The organism is Paraburkholderia phytofirmans (assembly GCF_046028095.1).
GTDB classification, from domain to species: Bacteria; Pseudomonadota; Gammaproteobacteria; order Burkholderiales; family Burkholderiaceae; genus Paraburkholderia; species Paraburkholderia phytofirmans_A.
Map to the genome: position 1 here is coordinate 1 of NZ_JAQQDJ010000030.1, position 20,911 is coordinate 20,911.

Consider the following 20,911-nt stretch of genomic DNA (forward strand, 5'->3'; position numbering starts at 1 on the left):
TTAGTGATGCGCCCGTCTTGCAAGTTTGCCACGGTATCGCCGCGAGCTTGTCGACCGCGCGTCCCGACTGGGTACCGAAGCGTTGCGTGAGCAATTGTTGGTGGGTTCGCAGCACACTGATTGCGAATACCCGGCCGTCCTGCAAAGCCGGCAATCACCCGTGGTCCGGGGCGATACAGATCGCCAGAAGCAACGGCGAAAACGAAACACGCATGTTCGAGCTGGCAGTGAATGCATTATGCCGGTCACCGTCCGCTTTGCGTATTCCACGCAAAGAGAACAGCCATTCCACGGCAAAGTGAATCGTGATTCCACGGCAAAGCGAACAAGGATTCCACGCCATCGCGAACAAACGGAGCGCAGCGACGCGGGACCTTTGTCTTTTTACTCGGACTGGGGCTTCGCGGTCAATCGGCTACGCGTCTTGCGCAGTGATTCGCCCGCGAGGGTGATGCGATGTACGTTGTGCACGAGCCGGTCGAGGATCGCGTCGGCGACGGTCGGTTCGCCGATCGCTTCATGCCAGTGATCAACCGGAATCTGGCTTGTGGCCAGTGTGGATCGGTGTCCGTGCCGGTCATCGAGCACCTCCAGCAGGTCGCGCCGAGCCGAATCGGTCAGCGGCGCCATGGCCAGATCGTCGAGAATCACGAGGTCCGTCTTGGCAAGTTGTGCGAGCCATCGCGCGTAGCGCCCGCTGCCGTGTGCGATCGCCAGCTCCTCGTTCAGTTTCGGCACGCGCAGATAGCAGGCGGAGAACCCCTGGCGGCACGCCTGGATGGCGAAGGCGCAACCCAACCAACTCTTGCCGAGTCCGGTCGGGCCAACGAGGATCAGGTTCTGCCTCTCCCGAAGCCACTCACCGGTCAGCAGTCGGGCGGTGAGCGCCCGGTCCAGGCCGCGGGCGGTGCGATAGTCGATGTCCTCGGGCGAAGCGTCGGGGACCTTCAGTCTGGCCCGGCGCAGCCGGGCTGCCGTTTGTCGCGAATCACGCTCACTGGATTCACGCTCGACCAGCAGCCCGAGACGTTCTTCGAAGCCCAGCCGGTCAATGCCGTCCTGGGATTGTTGTTCGGCAAGCGCCGCCGCCATGCCGGGCAGTCGCAGCGCGTGCAGTTTGTCGACAGTGGGATGGTGCAACATGAAGAATCCTTTTCAGTGGTAGTACGAAGGCCCGCGCACATTGGCATGCACAAGCGGCAGGTCGGCCTGCCCGGTAGCGGGTTCGGGTTCCCGGTCCAAGCCGTTCTTCAGCGTCGAATCAATGAACTTGTAGTTCGGCGCTTTCAGATCGATAGCGCGGCGGCAGGCAGCTTCGAGCCGGTCGCGCCCGTAGTCCTTGCCCATGCGCAGCACACCCAGGCAGGTGCGATACGACTGCTGGGGGTGCTTGCGGGCACCCAGCAGGTGCTGGATGACGGCCGCCGTATGCGGGCCGATGTCGGCGGCCCAGTTGCGCAGCCGCTCCGGATCCCAGCCCTTGGCGAGCGCCAGGTGCTCCGGCGGCATGTGCGCGTCGATCGTGGTGTGGTAGCGACGGCGAGCGCTTTTGCCGTGAGCGGCAATGCGTTGGCCGCGATGGAAGATCTCGACGGTGTTGGTCGTGTAGCGCACGTCGACCTGTTCGCGCGCGTAGCGATACGGCACCGAGTAATAGTGCTGATCAAGCTCGACGTGATAGTCCGGCCCGATACGCGCGACCTTCCACTCCGCGTACTGATAGGGCTGCTCGGGCAACGGCCTGAGTGCCGGGCGATCGATTTCGTCGAAGACGCTACGGCGGGAGCCGGGCAACTTCTTGAAGGGCCGGTTGTTCAGATCGCCCAGCAACGCGGCGACCGCCCGGTTGGCCTCGCCCAGGTTGAAGAAGCGCCGGTTGCGCAGGCGGGCAAGGACCCATCTCTGCACCAGGAGGACCGACAGCTCTGCTTTCGGCTTGTCCCTCGGTTTTTTACTGCGAGCCGGGATCACAGCCACGGAGTAATGCCTGGCCATTTCCTGGTAGGTTGGATTGATGTCCGGATCGTAGAACCCCGGCTTGTGCACGCCCGATTTCAGATTGTCGGGCACCAGGATCTCGACCACGCCGTCATAGAACGCGAAGGCGCGCACGTGGGAGCCGATCCAGTCTGGAAGCTGCTGGGTCCAGGTGAGCTCCGCAAACGTAAGCCCGGACACGCCGAGCGCAGCGACGAACAGCTCGGCTTCGCGGATTTCACCGGTGCTCGGGTTGATGATGCCCAGCTTCTTGCCCGAGTAGTCGACAAACAGCTTCTGGCCCGGCACGTGCGTTTGCCGCATCGTGACCGGAAGCCGCTGCGCCCATTCCTGGTAAGCCTTGCAGAACCAGATGTAGCCGCAGCCGTCCGGATGCTGCGCCTTGTATTCCTGCCACAGCAGATCGAGCGTGACGCCTTTCCTGCCGATCTCGCGATGCACAGTCGGCCAGTCCGGCATGCCGCGCGTTGGCTCGCGCCGTGCCGGCGGCGGATACAGTCTCGCCTCGAGCGCTGCGTCGTCCGTCAGCAGTTCCGGTGGCAGCGGCCAGCTCAGCCCTGCCAGCCGCGTGCGGCGCAGGTAATGCCACACCGTTGTTGTCGAGGCGCCGACCGCATCCGCGATCTCCCTCTGATTGCGGTCGCACTCGAAATGCAGCCGCAGCACTTCCCTGATTTTGCGCATGGTCAACCTGACATTCGCCATTGGCACTCCCGACAAAACCGTCGATCGTGCCACCGTTGACCCGCGTCGCCGCCACCCCGAAATCCTGTTCGCGATGGCGTGGAAACCCTGTTCTTTTTGCCGTGGAATCGGCATTCACTTTGCCGTGGAATTCGTGTTCTTTTTCCCGTGGAATCCCTGTTTACTTTGGCGTGGAATATTCAGTCCGCTTCGCCGATGACATGGACGCCAGCGGTCATATGCCTGAAAAGGTTCGCGATTCCCTCACCCATCGTGATTCCTTCTTTCTATCCGAGGCGAGTCTCGTCATGTCGTCACCCTGTAAACGGCTACCAACGCCGGGCGCTTTGGAGGGGCGACGTCATTGTCGATAACTCAGGCGTTGCACCGTCCGGCCGCAATGACGAGACCTTACTGGACGATCGTCGCGCGATCATGTCGACTAACCTCAACGGCGATTTCCATTGCACCCGCGGCATTCCCGTTACCTGATCGCTTGGGCCGAAGCATCCCGTCGCATTGTCGGGGGTAGAATTTGACCGTCGGCAAAGCTGCCATCGCGATCGCCAATCCATGCAAACGCCCATTTTTGGGCTGCCTCGATCGCCTCTTCCGCGGTATCGAACCAGGCAAGATTGCGCTCGATGTGCATGTCGCCGTCAACATTCTCGTCCGCAGAAGGGCGGACCAGTCGCGCACGTGCAAAGAACTTGCCGAGGCAGAATTCCGGGGTCGCATCGATGATCCATCCACAATACCCACATTTCATGATTACCTCCGCTTCGGCGCTATTGAGATTCTTGAAAGCCAGGCATGGAATCATCCGGTCGCGATCGCTAACGTTCTCGATAGGCCTCTTTTCGCAGCGCGGCGCTTCGACAGTCGGGGCGCGCGCCGTATGTCGCCGGACAAGGCAAAACCGTTTGATCGTTCGACGATCAAACTACGACCGAATGAGACGCAATTGGCATGCCTGTCTTGCCCATGCGCTGCGCCCGATAAGGCCACTCGCACTCCCGTTGTTGCGCCCTCCGCCGCGCATACAAGCCTCAATGAGTAAGGATGTTGCGCCAGCATGTAATTAAAGACGCCGCCGTCTCGTGCGATTGCGTGCAATCTGTAAAAATTATATCGGCGCCCCTTGAGCCTCGGTCTGCGGAACGACGTCAGGGAGAGATCACCAAAAAGAAATGGTCGAGAAAGTCCCGATGAAGGATCGCGCATGCGAAGATACCGGCCGTCTTGCCGCAGCCGCACAATTGCTCGATCGTTCAAGATTTTCGTAAAACATACCTGTGGTCCGGCTGGGCTGCAACCCGCCATTCGAGGCAGGCTGCGGATGTTCGCGAAGGCCCCTCGAGCGATTCTAGGTGTCGCCGCGAGCCAGACCGGATTGCCCGATTGCAGCAGCAACTAAACCAGTGATACCGGTTTGCCGACATATGCATCGAAGCCGGCTCGCAGTGCTTCCGCCACGTCTATTACGCGTCCAAAACCGGTCAAGGCGATTGCCGGCGTGTTTGCCGTCTGGGGTAACTTCCGCAGTTCAGCAATGAGTTCACAGCCGCTCATTCCTGGCATATCGACGTCGGACAGATCAGATGTGCATGCGCGCTTGGCGAAGGAAAAGGAAACCCGTGCGAAATAGTGGCGATGCGTAAGCGTGAGGGCTAAATCAGTCGCGTGCAATCCGCTGGGCTGGGAGCTGGGTCAGGTTCGCGGATCAGGCACGTTGCGATGAGGAGCAGGGTGGCCACCCGACCATTCAGACTCATAGGAAGATGCGGCAGCGGACGGCCTTGCCCGTTGAGCTTTACGGAGCAGGGGGTATGAAAGACCGATAGGTTTCGCGCAATACATCGCGCTTCTGTTCCGCGCACGACCAACCGGCGAGCAGATTCAGGAGGCCAGCGACGTCAACCGGTTTGACCAGGTGGAAGTCAAACCCTGCATCCGTTGCGAGGCGTTTATCCGTATCCTGGCCCCAGCCCGTTATTGCGACAAGCAGGGGAATAGCCCCTGTCTTCGACTGACGGATGGCAGTCGCCACCTGGAAGCCTGACATGCCCGGCATCCCAAGATCAAGCAGCGCCACGTCGGGGCAAAGCCTGCCAAATGCCGCAAGCGCCTGCTGTCCGTCGTGGGCAACTTCAGTCCGGTATCCCTCCATCTTCAGGATTTCCGCCAGACTTTCGGCCGAATCCACATTGTCGTCGGCAATCAGGATGCGCAAGCTTGCCCAATGTTTTCCCAGGAGTGAGATTGGATCCCCGTCTTTTGCAAGTTCGCCCGGTGAAGCCGTTAGGCATACTTCGGGGATACGAATGGTAAAGGTGCTGCCGCACCCACTGCCAGCGCTTCCGGCTTCAATCGTGCCTCCGTGCAAGCCGACCAGCTGCCGTGAAAGCGCGAGCCCAATGCCGAGCCCGCCTTGGCTATGAGCCAGCGCGCTCTGGCACTGAGAAAACATGTCAAAGATTTTGTCCATCTGATCCGCAGTCAACCCGATTCCATTGTCAATGACGGAGACGATCAAATTCCGGTCCTCGGTCCGAATCTTCAGATCAATCTTTCCGCCCGGACTGGTGTACTTCGCTGCGTTCGTCAGCAGATTTGCGAGGACTTGGGCAATTCGCAGCGGATCCACGAAAAGAAGTACATCTTTAGCAGGCAGGTCTTTTTTAAGTCGGTGAGCCTTGGCTTCGATGGTCGGCGAAGCCGTTTCGACCGCGCTATCCACGACTCCGGACAGCAGAACCGTGGATTTTCTGAGATTGAGCGAGCCCCGGGTGATTCGCGAGACGTCCAGCAGATCCTCCAGCATTAAAGCCATATGCGTGACCTGTCTTTCTATGATTGCGTGGCAACGCTGTTTGGAGGCCGGCGTAGACGCTGGAGAGCTCGCGATGACCAGCGCCTGCCGGATCGGCGCGAGTGGGTTGCGCAGTTCGTGGGCGAGAGTCGCAAGAAACTCATCCTTGCGTCTGCCTGCGTGCTGTAGTTCTTCCTCGTGAGTTTTCCGCGCCGTGATGTCGGAGAACCAGACCGCGATCGAGGACTGCAAAGGAGAGGCGATCACATATAGCCAATGTGGCGTACCTGTCGCCACCGAGTACAATTCGAATTCTGCCGACTGTCCGTAGTCGGCTACGCCTGCGAAGCGCGCTAGCAGATCGGCCTGGTCCCAGGTGCCCGGCCGCAGGTCGCCAACACGTCGACCGATCAGCCCCTCCACAGACCGCCCTAGAGCCGATGAAGCGGCAGGGTTGACGTATTCCCATTCAAAGTCGATCACCCGAGCCTCGTCGTCGCGGACCGGTTTCAGGATGTTGAACGGGACGGCGGAAGAGTCGAGCGCGACGGCGAACCGGTGTTCGTTGGCGGCTGCTGCAGCGCGAGCCCGATCGAGTTCGATGACCGCAGCGGCTGTCGAAGCACAGATATCCCCCAGCCGAATTTCACGCTCGTCCGGCAGTCTTGCATCCGGCAGCATGACCCAGATTGCCCCGAGGAGCTCACCTGCCGGGTTCAACAGCGGCATGCCGTGTACCGCCCGAAAATTTTCCTGGCGCGAGAGCGGCGACCATCCTGCATGGTCGGTCGCGCGAACATCCTCAATCACAATGCGTTTGCCCTGAAACCCCGTAATAAGAAGGGTTGTGCCACCAGGGTCCATAGGCGACATCTGTTGCACTGCCTGCTCAGAGAATCCCCGATGCGCCACGATGCTCTCGTTTCCGTGGATATCGCACGCGATCGCCATGCCCTGCTTTGACCGATGAAAGTGGGCCAAGAGTTCAAGCAGGGCGTCCAGCGAAGCATGGAGGCTGCTGCCCTGCGTGACCAGCTCTTGACTTGTTTGGTGCAGGCGCCGGAGGTCATCCAGTTGTTGCCGCAGTTCGATCTGGGTCTGTCGAAGTGCTTCGTCTGCCTGCTTTCGCTCCGTGATGTCAACCGTCGCGCCGTGGGCGCGGGCTATTTTCCCATCGGAACCGGGGCTAAGCCGGATGCGCGAAAGCAGCCAGCGAACGTTACCGTTGCCCAGGTCAATCCGCTGCTCGCGATCATAGCGAAGTTCGTTGCGCGCGAGCTTCTGTGCGATAACCTCTCTGCTCTCTTTCACATGGTTTGGGTCGAGTTCCCCCAACCATTTGTCGAGAGGGACAGCGCCCTCGACGACGGGGCGGCCCGTCATTCTGGAAAGACTGGGCGAGATCAGCGCCTCGTTTGCCTCGAAGTCGAATTCGAAAACACCAACATCCGTGTCTTCCTGAACGAGCGCGAGGCGGCGCTCCGCAAGAGCCGCTTTCTCCGTCACGAACTTTAGTCGTGCCCCATAAAGGATCAGTAGCGTACCGATCCCTGTATAGATCCCGAGTTTGACGAGATCCCCCGTCTCGTCGACGTACAATTCGCCGATGGGAGGAAACCAGTAAGTGCCGTTTAATATGCCGGCAACAAGCACCAGCAGAGCCGGGCCTTTGCCAAGCCACGGCGCGGCGACCGCGACTCCGGCCATGAAGAACAGAAAAGGCATGCCGTTTCCGACCCAGATCCGCAGTACCAGGTGAAGCAGGCAGGCGCCCACGGCGAGCGAAAGGCCCGTCAGATATTTCGCGCCCATGAGGCGAAATGATGACGACATGAGACCCTCGAAAATTCATGGAATGCGATCAATTCCGCGACCGTGCGAGTGCGCGGAATTCAAGCTACGATACACGTTGACAAGTGTCAACCATGACCGACATCGCCTTCAAAATAGCCGACAGGTTGCTGGCAAAAGAAAACCCATTGTGTCTGCAAGCGCATCCCCCGGACCAACTAAGACGCGCCAGCGCAGAGGGCACCAATCGAGGCCGTTCCTTGTTGATTGTCTTCCCCGCATTAGTCTTCCCGCTGCGACCAGTGATCAACAAACGCCACCGATGTCCCGAGGGCGCTAACGAAATTCATACTGTGCACTGCGTAAGCATTGACCGGATCTCGCTTATCGCCTTGGCGGGGTTCAGGCCCTTCGGACAAACGTCAACACAGTTCATGATTGTCCGGCAGCGAAAAGCCGGTAGGGATCTTCCAGATCGTCGAGGCGAGCGGAGGTCGCGTCATCACGCGAATCGACGATGAAGCGATAAGCCTGCAGCAACCCGCGGGACCAACGAATCTGTCAGCATTCCACCAGAACGATGGGCATGCGGTGGAACAACACGCGCAGAGAAAGCACTCGTACAGGCCGTCAAGCTGATCGCGCTCTGCGGGCGTTTGCGGCCGCTCCCGTTCCACCGCAGGGGTTTCGTTAAGATGATACGGGCGCACTGCATGGTACTGCCTGAAGAAACTGGACATGTCGACGATGAGGACGCGCATGACTGGCAGACCCGGCAACGGGCGAAGCACAATTCGCTGTGGCAGTTTGTGCAGATAGCGACGCAGGCAAGGCCGTTCCTACCGTGGATGTTCATCGCATCGGACCCGCAGATACCCTCGCGACACGATCGACGGTCAGACGACGAATTATCAAATCCCTTAAGACGTTCGAGCGTATCGAGAAGCATACGGACGCCCGGGCCAGGCACCATAGTAAAATGCTGTGACCCCGGAGCGCGCCCGCATCCGGATCTTACCGCTAGATCCTCGATTTCGCGCGTAGCCGGCGACCGCCATCCGCTAACAGGCCGCACCTTCCGTCTTGCCGGAACAGCTTCGTCTCGACCTACCGGATACGAATGGGCATCGGGACCTCCGTGGCGCGCACCGGGGCGTCCCCGGACGACCTGCGTGGTGGATGGTTTCTGACGCGTGTCAAACGAGGACGTGCCACGCGGCGCCCAAGCACCAAAAGACGGTGACGAATGGGGCGGTCTGCCAGGCCGTCGCAATGATCGCGACGCACAGGAAAGACAGAGCTTGGTGCCGGGGCAGGTTCGAACGCACCGCCCCCCGTCGAGCCCGGAATGGGGTTCGCCTATCAGGCCGCCGTCGCCTTCGCGTTGCCTGCCTTTTCCGCAAACTCGGAAAGCTTGAGGTCGGTCGCCTTTTCCTCCTCGAGGGTCGCCTTGAGCAGCTTGACCCCCTCAGTGAACCCAAGCTGCTTGCCAATCGCCACGAGGCTGCCATAGGCCGCGATCTCATAATGCTCGACCTTCTGGGCTGCGGCGACCAGCCCGGCGTCCAGGACAGGGCCTTTCTCAATCTCGTCGATCAGCTCCGCGCCTTCCTCGATAAGTCCTTCCATGGCAACGCACTTCATTCGTTTAAGGCGAATGCCGCAGGCCTCTACGACCTGATCGATGCGCTCGACCTGTCCCTGCGTTTCCTCCAGATGCGTTTTGAATGCGTCGCTGAGCTTGGGATCGGACGCTGCGCGCGACAGCTTGGCCAGTGCCTTGGTGAGCTGCTTTTCCGCACTGTAGATATCGGACAGCATGTGAACAAAAAGATCGTCTACTGTCTTGCGTTGGGCCATGATGGACTCCAAAGAGTTGTAGGAAGCCGTGAACTCGCAACAGGTGTGCCCGGGCAAGGCGGCCTCAGGTCTTCGGCGCTGCGCTCCGTGCGCGCCCATCGTGCGCAAACACGATGGCCTCAAAAAAGGTATCGGTGTTGATTATTCCGTTCAGCGTGGTTCATCATAATATTGGGCAGGATTGCCAGGCTCCGGTTGTAATGACAATAATTTGAATCGTTCGCTTGGCACCGGGCGACTGAGGCGTCAGCTTGGCACAAATCGACCCATATTGTCCGAACCAACAATCCGTAAACAAAACTAACGAGATGACCTGGGAGTCCTGCATACAAGCAGCGAGCGTTGAGGAGCGCATCCGGGCCAAGGCCTACGAGCTCTGGCAGGAGGACGGCAGTATGGAAGGATGTGCGGACGAGTATTGGCGGCGGGCGAGGCATCTCGTTGAAGCCGAGCTTGCAGATGAGCAGAGGTTGCGAGGAAACGTTGAGGGAGCGGCGGACCGGAAGGGCGCGGGTGCGGGCTAGCAGCGGCTCGACGATGCAGCAACCGATATACAGCCCAAGAGCGCCGCCCACGCGGCCACCAGATGCGTCGACGATCGCCACGATGATGTGGACGACGATACCCAACCCGTCCCATCGCCAATGCGACCTCCGGGCGCGCCAGCATCGCCGCCGATCACGACAATGATGCCGGGCAATACGGGATCCGTACGCCCCTCCTATTCGTAAAGGAGTGTTACTGAGCGATGCCTTTCTTCGACGCCAGTTGCTGCGCCATCTGGTAGTGCTCCTTGATGGTTGGCAACGCTTTTTGTGCCGCCTTCTTCAGATCAGGATTCTGCCCATCTGAAGCCTCTTTTTCAAACGCGGCGATGGCCCGCTGGTGCCCCTTGAGGCCAATCTTTGTAATGTAGGCTTTGTCGAAGTCGGCACCCTTGAGCGGTTTGAGCGAACTGAGCACCGCGGTGTATGAGTTGTCCTTGGGCAGGTGGCTCCGCGAGGTGCCGCCATTTTCAGTTGCACCGTCAGCTTTGTGTGGTCGAGCATCATGTGATGCGCGAAGGACTTCACATCCTTGTCGCTCGATTTGCTGGTCGCTATTTCCGAGGCGTCGATCTCGGTGGACGAAGACATGGACGCGGCCTGGATAAAGTCTTTATCGACCTGAGCCAGCGGGTTAGCTGCGGTCGTGGAGGCGGCCTGCGTTTGCGCAGTCGCACCTGTCGAACCAGCACTGAGTGCAGCGCAAACAGCGCCGATCATCGTCAGTTTTTTCACGCTGCTTTTCATTTTTTCCTTCCCTGATCAAGGAAAGTTAACCCGCCAGCGGGGCTGGCAATAGGTCAAGCCGTGTGAGAGAGGCAAGCACAAGGCTCATGTTTCACGCGGGGAAAAAGACGGCCCGCATGAGCGAGCCGCGTACAACCCCCACTGTCCCTGCGCCGGGGACGATCGGCGTTCAGCAAGTCGCATGCTGCACGGACGGCTGGGGGAAACCATCACACATGCGTGCAACCGCCTACGTGATATGCAGTCCAGCATGCAAACAGAATATGCCGGGTACCAGGTGGATTGGTTGCGCCGCGCCTCTTCAGGCACGGTGCATGCGACCGCCACCATCGCAGGTTTTATCGTTGTTTCCTGCGCGGCGTTACGCCAGAGCGATCGCGCTGAAACCAGGGTTCGGGACATTCCGCAGAAGCGTTCGTCACCACCCCTCAGGTTGGATTCCGATGAACATTTCCCGTCCGGGATGCCCCATGCCGGACGGGACCCACACTACTTTTTGGAGAGATGCGATGTTTGTTCACAACAAGCGACTGCAGTACACCGTCCGTGTAGCGGCTCCGAATCCTGGCCTTGCAAACCTCCTGCTCGAACAGTTTGGCGGACCTCAGGGCGAACTGGCGGCCGCGTGCAGATATTTCACGCAGGCAGTCAGCGAGGACGATCCCGGCCGGCGCGACATGCTATTCGATATCGCGACCGAAGAACTCAGTCACCTCGAAATCATCGGGTCAATTGTCGCCATGCTCAACAAGGGGGCGAAGGGACAACTGGCTGAAGGTGTCGAAAAGGAGGCGGAGCTCTATCGTTCACTGACCGGCGGGGGCAATGACTCGCATACGACTGCGCTGCTCTACGGTGGTGGTCCGGCGTTGACGAATTCGGCGGGGGTACCGTGGACCGCGGCGTACATTGACACCATCGGCGAGCCGACGGCGGATCTGCGGTCGAACATTGCTGCGGAAGCGCGGGCGAAGATCGTCTACGAACGCCTGATCAATGTCACCGATGACCCCGGCATCAAGGAAGCACTCGGCTTCCTGATGACCCGAGAAATTGCCCACCAGAAGTCGTTCGAGAAAGCCCTGCACTCCATCCAGCCGAATTTCCCGCAAGGAAAATTGCCAGGCGTTCCTGAATTTACCAACGTCTATTACAACATGTCCGATGGCGGTGATGACGCGCCGCGCGGTCCGTGGAACGAAGGCCCGGGATGGGACTTCGTCGAGCAGCCGCAGCCGGCGGTGGATGGTGGTGACGGCCTCGCCAGCGTCCAGGTCTCCCAGGAAGATGTTGAGGTGCTCAGCGCGATGGCGTCGCGTACGGCGTCTGCAACCGACATAGATCCCATCACCGGTGCCGACCTTGGTGCGGGGCAGCAGGATGTGGCGGCCACGAAGTAAAAAGGTAGCCTCGTAATGATTCACGGCGGTTTCTTCGCCGGCGCTGAGCGACTCTCGAACGCTCCGAGAAGTGCGATGCGAAGGCCCAGGGGAACGCAGCGAGGCAAGCCGGAGGCCGGATGTTCCCCGCGTTCGAGCGGCTCCGGACGTTTCCCGTGCCTCGCGTTCTCCTGGTCGCTAACTAAAACCGACCTCCTGTCCGCCATGGGCATGGTTTTGGAGTGGCAGGGGCGCCGGGTACTTCAGCAGAAGGCGGCAGGACGGCGGCAGGAAAGGCTTGAAGGAATCCCCGGACCTCGTTGTCACAGGCTCGGGGCGGCAACCAGTATTGTCGGCCTTCATAGCCTGACGTGGCTCGTACCAGGAGTGATTCGTTATGACTAGGGCAGCGATCTTCGATGTTGACGGAACGCTGGTCGATTCTGTCGATCTGCACGCGAGCGCGTGGCAAGAGGCGTTCGCCCGGTTCGGGCATGAAGTCACGTTCGAACAGGCGCGCAGCCAGATCGGCAAGGGTGGCGACCAGCTTCTGCCGGTTTTTCTTTCCTCCGCCCAGCGCGACGACTATGGCGATGCGCTGGAAGAATGGCGCGGCGAGCGATTCAGAACAAAGTACCTGCCGATGGTTCGCCCATTTTCGGCGGTGCCGGATTTGCTGCGCCGCGTTCACGACGGCGGACTCAAGGTAGCGGTTGCGTCGTCCGCTAGAGAAGAGGAACTCGAGATCTATCTCGAGATCGCGGGAGTAACGCGGCTGGTCGACGAATGCACGTCGTCGACCGATGCGAAAAAGTCGAAGCCCGCACCCGATATCTTTGAGGTAGCGCTCGAAAAACTGGGAATCGCCCCGACCGATGCAGTGGCTATAGGCGATACCCCATACGATGCGCAGGCGGCCGGGGATGCCGGGATGCGAACCATTGGCCTGCTGTGCGGTGGCTTCACCGAAGGCAGTCTTCGGGCTGGCGGCTGCGTGGCCGTATACCCCGGACCCGGGGCGTTGCTGGCCTGCTTCGATGCGTCGCCGCTCGGAACCGGGGCACGGTCATAATAATTCCTCCGTGAATGCTGGCGGCTCTCCGCCACATATACGGCCAATGCTCACCTGGGACCCTTTACGAGCCCTTCGGACATGCACCGACTCAGCACCGACTCGAACACATGGCGTAGTACATCGCTATCGCGGAAGCGACCGTGGCGGTTCTTGGAGAATGTCGAGTGTTCAGGTACGGCGTTCTCCAGACCCAAGGCGACAGAACCATCGATACGCCAGGTGCAGATGCACCTCTTCGCATAGCCTGCGCTCGGACCGGATGCCGAAACAGTAACCAACGATCAACATGCAGACCATGAGCTCTGGATCAATCGATGGCCGCCCCATCGGACTGTAGAACGGCGCGAGATGCTGGCGTAGATCGCGCAGATCAAGGAAGTGATCGATGCCTCTCAACAGGCGTTCGCGACGGACGTGATTATCGAGGTTAAACGAGTAGAAGAGCTTGTCCTGTCCGCTGCCCAGTTGACCCATCATGACGAACCACTCCCGTCGATCGATGTCGTTCAGGATACCGAACATTCCGAACCACGGGCAACTTTTTCAACACAATCTGGATCATCAGCGGTCATTGAATCTCGATCGCGCAGACTTTGCTCAACGGATCGCACAACAGTGCAGTACGTCCGCTAAGCGGAATCGGCTCACATGCGTCACCGATTTCGCGGAGCCGCACAAGGAGAATGATGGACGCGACTCAATCGGAAGTTGTGCTTTTGAGTACGGCGGCTATGGTGTCAGCAAGCCGCCGAATTGCTTCGTCCATGAACTGAGGATTGGCGATCGAAAAGCTCAGGCGAAGATTCGACGAGCTACCCGCGTCGTGGAGAAATTCCGAACCTGGAACATACGCGACCCCGTTCTCAATTGCCTTGTCCAGTAACTCGCGTGCGTCGATGGCGACACTTAGTTTTACCCATATAAAGAATCCGCCCTCTGGTGCATTCCACGTCGCGTACGGAAACAGGTGAGTCTGCAATGCGTCCAGCATGGCATCGCGTCGCGCCTGGTATCTCTGTCGAACTCGTGCTACGTGCGCATCTATTCCGTGCTCGAGCAGATTGACCACAATCTCCTGCGAGAGCGTACTGGGCTGGAGATCGCTGCCCTGTCGCAGTAGCGTCAGCAGCGAGATGACGTTTGCCGGGCCAACGATCCAGCCTACGCGCAGCCCGGGGGCAATGATTTTGGAAAATGAACCGATAAACAATGTCCTTCCTGTATCGGGCGATGCATTGCCGCAATCCATTTCGAGAAGTGTAGGAGGGAGGTCGCGGTCCGAAAATCTGATCTCACGATACGGGCTGTCCTCAACCAGAAACGTGCCACGCTGACGTGCAGTCGCGAGGAGCAGCGTACGCTCTTCCGGGCTTAGAATCTCTCCCGTCGGGTTCTGGAAATCGGTCATGGCGTAAATAAACTTTGTGTCGCGCCGTTGCATGGAGGCAGCTTGATCAGCGAGCGATTCGACCTTCGCGCCACGGGCCCGAAGCACCTGCAATGCGCCCGGATAGGTATTGGGCTGCACCAGCACGGAATCTCCATCGTCTACGAGCAATTGGGTAATCAGGTCGATTGCCTGCTGGGCGCCAGCCGTGACAAGAATGTTCGACGTGTCGCATTTGACACCCTGGTCGCGCATGCGCCGCACCAAAAGAGCCAGAAGCTCAGGATTACCTTGGGATTGACCGTACTGAAGAGCCCGTGCGGTTGCGTCGGGAATGTCGAACACAAGGCGCAACGCACTGAAAATTTCGACGGAGGGGAACAGCGTGCCATCGGGTTGTCCTGGCCCTAACGAAATGAGACCTGGTGTTTCTTTGGCCAATTGTTCGAGTTTCCGGATGCCCGACGGTTCCAGGCGGGTAGACAGGCGCGACAGCAGATTTGGGTGCGACATTACTTGTCCTCGTACAGTTTGAATTCGTATTTCGTGGAATTCACCAAAAATTATCGTAAATTCATTGGTACTCGTGGTGTGAGGATAAATTTTGTGATTAAAATCGGTAAATAGCTAAAGTGACCGATGAATCCTCAGGTGACCTGCCGTGATCGACGACCGCGACCGACGAATCCTCACCGCTCTTGCGGAAAACAGCCGGATGAGCTTCCGTGAACTCGCCGAAGTGGCGAACCTGAGTGCCAACGCGACGGCCGAACGGGTGCAGCGACTGATAGAAACCGGCGTGATCTCAAAGTTTTCGATCGAAATTCCAGCGGCCGCGATGGGCCTTGGTCTACAAGCCTTCATCGACGTGCGGTTGCAGGCCGGAACCACAATGGCGGCCTTCGAGAAAGCGCTTCAGCGTATGGACAGCGTTCTCGAGGGGACGGTCCTCACGGGCACGTTCGACGCGAGACTTCGCGTTGCGTGTGTGGACCCGGAACACCTCAACCGGATCATCGAGGAATTGCGGGGTGCCTGCGGCATACAGGAAACCAGCAGCGCGATTGTATGCCGTCAGATGCAATTGACTTCACATAGCCAAAAGGGCAACCGGCTTCCGTTGAAATAGCTGACAGCGTTGAGCGATCGTTCAAAGCAATCCTGCAGGCTTCATAGGAAAAGTTGCACGATAGCGTCGTGTGGGGGCGGAGCATGTCGCTGTCCCTTAACGAATCGTGGCAGCCGACGGCGGGTCGCAATGTCTTATTTCAGGTGAACTTTGGACCTTGCTTGTCTCCACCTGAAAGGCGGTTCAGGGGTCGACAAGAGGCGGTCGCGCCATCCCCACAGCGGCCGTTCACGAACCCGGCGATGAGCTTATAGGATGTGGGCCTCGGTCACAAAAGTGCTTGCTGACCGTACTATTGGGATAACTCTTCTTATCTCTGTGGCTACGTTTCTTGACTAAACTCGTTGTAATGAAAACGCGCCTGACCTCGATACCTTCGCCTGAAAATCGCCCCGTGGAATTTCCCGATGCTGACGAGCTCGCCCTGCTCCGAGCCTGGTACGCTGGCATGCCGGTTCGCAAAGCCGCGGAGCGCTATGTGCCGGATCGAATCGCGGCAGGGCAGTCGGCGCGCGGCCTGCTCGGCAAGCTTCGACGGCGACTGGCGAACTTAGCTCAGCAGGCCTGCCGGCCGGATCTCGTCGCTGTTTTCGAGCACGCCGACGGTGAGCGTTTACGGGAAGCGAGGGCGGTCGCGGACGCGATCGACGTTCTTCGACATGCAGACCCGCCGACTCCGCAGATCAGTGACGACATCGCTCTGTGGCTGCCGGCTCGCGCCGTTTCTGTGCTGCGTGCACATGACATTGCGACGCTGGCGGACCTCACTGTGCGGATTCCGCGCCGGCGTCAGTGGTGGAAAGCTGTCTCCGGGCTCGGCCCGGCGAGTGCGCGGCGGATCGAAGCGTTCTTTGCCGCGCATCCGGCACTGACGGAGCGGGCGCGCGCCCTCGTCGCAGTCTGCGGTCCTGGCGCAGTCGTTCCGTGGGAGTCGCTCCGGCTGCCACACGAGGTTGATGGCTCGACAGGAGCCTTTCGCGCGCCGCGGCACACCTGCACGCTCGACGCCAACAATGATTACGCCGCCGTGCAGGCGTGGCTGTCGCTGCACGAATCCCCTGCAACGCAGCGCGCCTACCGTAAGGAAGCTGCACGCCTGATCCTCTGGGCGATCGTGGACCGTGAGCGAGCCCTGTCGTCGCTCACGACAGAGGATGCGATCGCGTACAGAAGTTTTCTGCGTCGGCCGACGCCGCGCGAGCGGTGGGTGGGACCCATGCGCCCGCGCACCTCGCCGGAGTGGCGACCATTTTCCGGGGGGCTGTCGGCCCGCTCATCCGCCTACGCGCTGTCCGTGCTCGGCGCGATGTTCCGCTGGCTGATCGAACAGCGCTATCTGCTGGCCAACCCGTTCGCCGGCGTCAAGGTGCGCGGCACCAGCCGCTCAACTGTGCTCGATACCTCACACGCTTTTACCGAAGGCGAGTGGATGCTCGTGCGTGCCGTTGCTGACGGACTTGAGTGGTCGTATGGCTGGGAAGCGCCGGCGGGGCAACGCCTGCGTTTCGTGCTGGACTTCGCGTATGCGACCGGATTGCGCGTCAGCGAACTGGTCGGCGCCTGTCTCGGCAACGTCGAAACCGACGCCCGGGGCGATCAATGGCTGAGCATCATCGGGAAAGGCCGCAAGGCGGGCAAGGTCGCGCTGCCGCCACTGGCCCGCACTGCGCTGGACCGCTATCTGGTGGAGCGAAGGTTGCCGGTCACGCCGACCCGCTGGCATCCCGGTACGCCGCTCATTGGAAGCCTCGAGCAGGACAGTGGGGCAGGCATCAGCGGTATACGGCTATGGGAGGTCACACGGCGGTTTTTTGCGAAAGCGGCCGAAGTCATCGAGGCGGACAACCCGGTGCTCGCGGCAAAGCTGCGTCGCGCGAGTCCGCACTGGACTCGCCACACTCATGCCACTCATGCGCTGGCACGCGGCGCCGAGCTGACCACAGTAAGGGACAACCTCCGCCATGCCTCGATCGCGACGACATCGATCTACCTGCACAGCGACGAAGTCAAGCGTGCCCAGCAGATCCGGGACGCCTTCGCGGACAGATCGGGTTCCACCTGAACCGCCCTGAACGGCATGATCTTTCCGGTTTATATAACCTGGATGCTTATGATAGGAATTCGCGCGTACCTCGCTCATACCCCAAGGGATCCGGCTCGGCGGCCGAGACCGTGACCGATCCAAATCCTGTGGCAAGGCGGGGGAGGAGACGCGATGATTACTGGAGCGGGACATTGCTTCGAGGTCGACCTGCTGGTCGTCGGTGGCGGCATGGCCGGTATGACGGCAGCCGCTTACGCCGCGGAGCACGGCCGTTCAGTGCTGGTGGTCGAAAAGCAGTCTGAAATCGGCGGCTCCGCGCGTCTGTCGGGCGGCGGGTTCTGGAGCGCGGAGGACTATCAGACGTTGCGAGCGGTAAACCCGCTTGGCGAAGCGGCACTTGCCCGTGCGCTCATAGCCGGCTACGACGCGGCGGCCGACTTCATTTCCTCACTCGGGGCCGACATCTCCGCGCGCGAGCCCTACCTCGGGACCCAAAGCCTTTCCGCGGTCATGCGTCATCTGAACGTAGCCGACTATATGGCTCGTGCGCGAAGTTGCGTGCAGTCGAACGGCGGCTGGGTTGTTGCGAAGTATACCGTGACTGCTCTTGTTGAAGGAGATCAGCGGGTCGCGGGCGGACTTGTTTCCGGCCCGGGCGGTGAAGTGGAGGTTCGCGCCCGCTGGAACTTGCTGGCTACCGGTGGCTTCCAAAATGACCCTGCGCTGCGTGCGCGTTACCTCAACGCGAACGCAGCGACTATGGCGGAGTGTTCGAATTTCGCAAGCGACGGGCAGGGACTGCGTCTTGGGGAGTCGGTCGGAGCCGCGCTTAGCGCGCATATGAGCGCTTGGTACGGACACACGATTCCGCATCCGGTGTCGCTGCCTCTTGTTCCAGCGGAGCCGCGCGTACCGCCTGCGACGCGTAGTTCGGCTTAAGACGCCTAGCTCGGTTTAAGAAACCCTAACAAAATGAGTCGAAGGGGCTGTTAACCCGAATCATGCTCTGTTAACCTCTTCATTGTTTCGTTGGCGAAGAGGACATGGCTAAACCAATACTCGATGACGAATTGTGGACACTGATCCAACCGTTGCTGCCACCGCCCAAACCTCGGCGGCCCCGGTATCCCGGGCGCAAACCGTTAGACGATCGTGCCGTGCTCACGGGCATCCTGTTCGTGCTGCAGTCCGGCATCCCGTGGGAGATGCTCCCGCAGGAAATGGGCTGCGGCTCAGGCATGAGCTGCTGGCGCCGGCTGCGCGACTGGCAGCAAGCCGGAGTCTGGGACCGGTTGCACGAAGTACTGCTGGCCAGGCTGCGTGCGGCCGATCGCATCGACTGGTCACGCGTCATCGTCGATTCTTCCTCCATTCGTGCTGTGGGATCGGGTCAAAAACAGGACCTAATCCCACCGATCGCGCTCGACCTGGTTCAAAACATCACCTCGTCACCGAAGCGCAAGGTATCCCGCTCGCGCTAATCCTGACGGGCGCCAACCGTCATGACGTCACGCAACTGCTGCCGCTGATCGATGCCATTCCGCCAATTCGCGGCAAGCGTGGCCGACCTCTGTCGAAGCCGGCAATCGTGCAGGGTGACCGTGGCTACGATCACGACAAATACCGCCGACCTTTACACGCTGCTGGCATCCCGACCCAGATCGCCCGTCGTGGTGAGCCGCACGGCAGCGGCCTTGGCAAAACCCGATGGGTCGTTGAACGCACAATCGCCTGGCTGCATAACTTCAGACGCCTGCGCGTTCGCTTCGAACGCCTCGCCCTCATCCACGAAGCGTTCATGAAGATCGCCACCTGCCTCATCTGTTGGCGGCAACTTCAACCTTCATTGTGTTAGCGTTTCTAAGTGCGAGGATGACTTCGTCATCGGCACGCGCCGATACAACCCGTAGGCAATCGACAATCTGCCCCAATGCGGCGAAGTGGGAGGCTCAATTGGATGACTTATGCGCACATTTCCAGCATGTCAATTCCGCAATCGAGCGTGCGGTGAATAGATCTTTGAAAGGGACGCTCGGGATCAGTCGGGCGCAGGGAATCGTCCTATCGAGGCTTATCGATACGAACCTATGTGTTTCACAGCTCGCGTCCGTCGTTGACGGTGATGTTGGCGGCGTTTCCCGTCTGGTTGCGAAGCTGTGCGACTCGGGTCTGGTTCAGCGGCAATATGACCAGCAAGACCGGCGCACCTGTACGCTCGAGCTCACGCTCGACGGTCGATCTGTTGCAAAAGACGTGCGCAACACGATGATTCGATCGAGCGACGCAGCGTTCAATGTCCTTTCCAAAGACGAGCTGCAACATTTCCGAAGTCTATTGACAAGGCTGGTCAACAACGCGAAAGCGTGAGTTGCTCAAATATTCTCGTTGCAATCGGGTCAAGCCAACCCGCAGCCAGAATTCACTCGCTGTACAAGCCGAACCTTGAACGCCCCGAGTGAGCTAGCTAAGCCTGCGGTTCCTGCCAGCCCAGTCCAAGGCTTTTCTGCAGCGACACAAAGTCTTTCAGCAGTTCGGCCTGATCCGACACGACATCCTGTTGCGCAGCAAATTCCACGCGCTGCGTGTCTAGAAGATCGATCAGAGTCGTCGTGCCGGCGCGGTACCGCTGGCGTGTCAGTTCGGCCGAGCGGACGGCCGACACCTGGACTTTCTGCAGCGTTGCCAGATGTTCGCGTTGATGACCGAAGCGCGACAGACCGTCGTTGGCGTCCTGAAGAGCCGCGAGAACTGATTTTTCGTAATTGGCAATCGCCTCGTCGCGCGACGCTTCGGTGCCGTGCACCGCACCGAGTGTGCGACCAAAGTCGAGCGCATTCCATGACAGATAAGGCGCGCCGAGCCACGTCGCGTTCGCTTTGCGAAGCAAATGACCTGGATCGCCGGCCGAGAAGCTCAGGCTGCCGAACAGAGTGAGTTTCGGGAAAAAGTCGGCGATGTGCTCGCCGATCTGCGCGTTGCTAGACGCAAGCCGGCGCTCGGCCGCGCGAATGTCGGGGCGTTGCGCAAGCATCGTCGCGGGATCGCTGACCTGAACGTCGGCGGGCATCGCTGGGAATGCGCCTGATTGCGCGAGCTCCGCATCGAGCGCGCCAGGCGCCTTGCCGGTCAGCACTGCGAGCTGGTCGAGCGAGATCTCCACCTGTGCGGCCAGCGGCGTTAGTGTCGAGCGGGTGGTTTCGACTTGAGTGGTCAGTCGCTCGACATCGACATCGGCCGCGGTGCCTCCCGCACGGCGCTGTTCGGTGAGCGCCAACATCTTCTGCTGAAGATCAGCGGTGCGTTGCGCGATCGCGAGGCGCTGCTGCTGATCGCGCAAGCCGATATACGCTTGCGCGACCTCTGCCGCGAGCGAGACCTGCGCGTCGGCAAGGTCGGCGCTCACTGCTTCGGACTGTGCGTTGGCCGCCTCGACCGCTCGGCGCGTGCCGCCGAACAGATC

Annotated in this window: 17 protein-coding genes and 4 pseudogenes; 9 read left to right on the forward strand and 12 right to left on the reverse strand. The window is 60.1% G+C overall.

The features are described from left to right. From PQR54_RS38565 to istA, 3 genes and pseudogenes are all read right to left on the reverse strand, one after another. Positions 1-115: pseudogene (locus PQR54_RS38565) on the reverse strand (flavin reductase family protein); the annotation flags it as partial. 269 nt (positions 116-384) lie between these two features. Continuing rightward, entirely contained in the window at positions 385-1,143 is a 759-nt protein-coding gene (gene istB, locus PQR54_RS38570) for an IS21-like element helper ATPase IstB (protein WP_408255335.1), read from the reverse strand. Positions 1,144-1,155: 12 nt separating this feature from the next. After that, positions 1,156-2,703 (reverse strand): IS21 family transposase, encoded by a 1,548-nt coding sequence (gene istA / locus PQR54_RS38575; RefSeq protein ID WP_408255337.1) that lies wholly within the window; start codon positions 2,701-2,703, stop codon positions 1,156-1,158. A gap of 78 nt (positions 2,704-2,781) precedes the next feature. Between istA and PQR54_RS38580 the strand changes: the two genes are divergently transcribed. Continuing rightward, positions 2,782-3,174, forward strand: a complete 393-nt coding sequence (locus tag PQR54_RS38580; RefSeq protein WP_408255340.1) for a hypothetical protein — start codon at positions 2,782-2,784, stop codon at positions 3,172-3,174. On the opposite strand, the gene PQR54_RS38585 is transcribed toward PQR54_RS38580, so the two are convergent. The 5 genes and pseudogenes from PQR54_RS38585 to PQR54_RS38605 all read right to left on the reverse strand — a co-directional run bounded on the left by PQR54_RS38585 (position 3,167) and on the right by PQR54_RS38605 (position 9,145). Beyond that, positions 3,167-3,505, reverse strand: a complete 339-nt coding sequence (locus tag PQR54_RS38585) for a hypothetical protein (protein ID WP_408255342.1) — start codon at positions 3,503-3,505, stop codon at positions 3,167-3,169. The two genes, PQR54_RS38580 and PQR54_RS38585, sit on opposite strands and share 8 nt — an antisense overlap. 590 nt (positions 3,506-4,095) lie before the next feature. Then, on the reverse strand, positions 4,096-4,371 hold the full coding sequence (locus PQR54_RS38590; RefSeq protein ID WP_408255343.1) for a response regulator: 276 nt from the start codon (positions 4,369-4,371) through the stop codon (positions 4,096-4,098). A 124-nt stretch (positions 4,372-4,495) separates the two neighbouring features. After that, a complete protein-coding gene (locus PQR54_RS38595) occupies positions 4,496-7,327 on the reverse strand; it encodes a hybrid sensor histidine kinase/response regulator (RefSeq protein ID WP_408255344.1) in 2,832 nt (943 codons plus the stop codon). A 304-nt stretch (positions 7,328-7,631) separates the two neighbouring features. After that, positions 7,632-8,318: pseudogene (sdhB, locus tag PQR54_RS38600) on the reverse strand (succinate dehydrogenase iron-sulfur subunit). Between the two features lie 329 nt (positions 8,319-8,647). Next, entirely contained in the window at positions 8,648-9,145 is a 498-nt protein-coding gene (locus tag PQR54_RS38605; protein ID WP_408255346.1) for a YciE/YciF ferroxidase family protein, read from the reverse strand. Between the two features lie 308 nt (positions 9,146-9,453). Between PQR54_RS38605 and PQR54_RS38610 the strand changes: the two genes are divergently transcribed. Then, positions 9,454-9,669 (forward strand): DUF2934 domain-containing protein, encoded by a 216-nt coding sequence (locus tag PQR54_RS38610; protein WP_408255372.1) that lies wholly within the window; start codon positions 9,454-9,456, stop codon positions 9,667-9,669. 214 nt (positions 9,670-9,883) lie between these two features. On the opposite strand, the pseudogene PQR54_RS38615 reads toward PQR54_RS38610, so the two are convergent. Next, positions 9,884-10,425: pseudogene (locus PQR54_RS38615) on the reverse strand (DUF4142 domain-containing protein). A gap of 521 nt (positions 10,426-10,946) precedes the next feature. Between PQR54_RS38615 and PQR54_RS38620 the strand changes: the two are divergent. Together PQR54_RS38620 and PQR54_RS38625 are read left to right on the forward strand one after the other, a co-directional pair. Further along, on the forward strand, positions 10,947-11,837 hold the full coding sequence (locus PQR54_RS38620; protein WP_408255349.1) for a manganese catalase family protein: 891 nt from the start codon (positions 10,947-10,949) through the stop codon (positions 11,835-11,837). Between the two features lie 376 nt (positions 11,838-12,213). Beyond that, entirely contained in the window at positions 12,214-12,888 is a 675-nt protein-coding gene (locus tag PQR54_RS38625) for an HAD family hydrolase (RefSeq protein WP_408255351.1), read from the forward strand. A gap of 59 nt (positions 12,889-12,947) precedes the next feature. On the opposite strand, the pseudogene PQR54_RS38630 reads toward PQR54_RS38625, so the two are convergent. Continuing rightward, positions 12,948-13,368 (reverse strand): annotated as a pseudogene (locus PQR54_RS38630) (transposase); the annotation flags it as partial. A gap of 220 nt (positions 13,369-13,588) precedes the next feature. Beyond that, complete coding sequence (locus tag PQR54_RS38635; protein ID WP_408255354.1) at positions 13,589-14,791, reverse strand: aminotransferase-like domain-containing protein; 1,203 nt, start codon at positions 14,789-14,791, stop codon at positions 13,589-13,591. Positions 14,792-14,939: 148 nt separating this feature from the next. On the opposite strand from PQR54_RS38635, the gene PQR54_RS38640 reads away from it, so the two are divergent. The 5 genes from PQR54_RS38640 to PQR54_RS38660 all read left to right on the forward strand — a co-directional run bounded on the left by PQR54_RS38640 (position 14,940) and on the right by PQR54_RS38660 (position 19,818). Beyond that, positions 14,940-15,407: an Lrp/AsnC family transcriptional regulator gene (locus tag PQR54_RS38640; protein ID WP_408255357.1), complete on the forward strand. Its 468-nt coding sequence runs from the start codon at positions 14,940-14,942 to the stop codon at positions 15,405-15,407. A 349-nt stretch (positions 15,408-15,756) separates the two neighbouring features. After that, complete coding sequence (locus PQR54_RS38645; protein WP_408255360.1) at positions 15,757-17,469, forward strand: site-specific integrase; 1,713 nt, start codon at positions 15,757-15,759, stop codon at positions 17,467-17,469. 210 nt (positions 17,470-17,679) lie between these two features. Further along, positions 17,680-18,390 (forward strand): FAD-binding protein, encoded by a 711-nt coding sequence (locus PQR54_RS38650; protein WP_408255363.1) that lies wholly within the window; start codon positions 17,680-17,682, stop codon positions 18,388-18,390. Between the two features lie 104 nt (positions 18,391-18,494). Next, positions 18,495-19,306 (forward strand): IS5 family transposase gene (locus tag PQR54_RS38655; protein ID WP_310029464.1). Its coding sequence is split into 2 segments (ribosomal slippage): positions 18,495-18,846 and positions 18,846-19,306, totalling 813 coding nucleotides; the frame shifts between segments, so codons are not numbered across the junction. 98 nt (positions 19,307-19,404) lie between these two features. Continuing rightward, positions 19,405-19,818 carry a MarR family winged helix-turn-helix transcriptional regulator gene (locus PQR54_RS38660; protein WP_408255366.1) on the forward strand — a complete coding sequence of 138 codons (414 nt, stop codon included), beginning with the start codon at positions 19,405-19,407 and terminating at the stop codon, positions 19,816-19,818. Between the two features lie 97 nt (positions 19,819-19,915). Here the strand turns inward: PQR54_RS38660 and PQR54_RS38665 are convergent. Then, positions 19,916-20,911: efflux transporter outer membrane subunit (locus PQR54_RS38665; RefSeq protein WP_408255369.1), on the reverse strand; the 996-nt coding region annotated here is incomplete at its 5' end.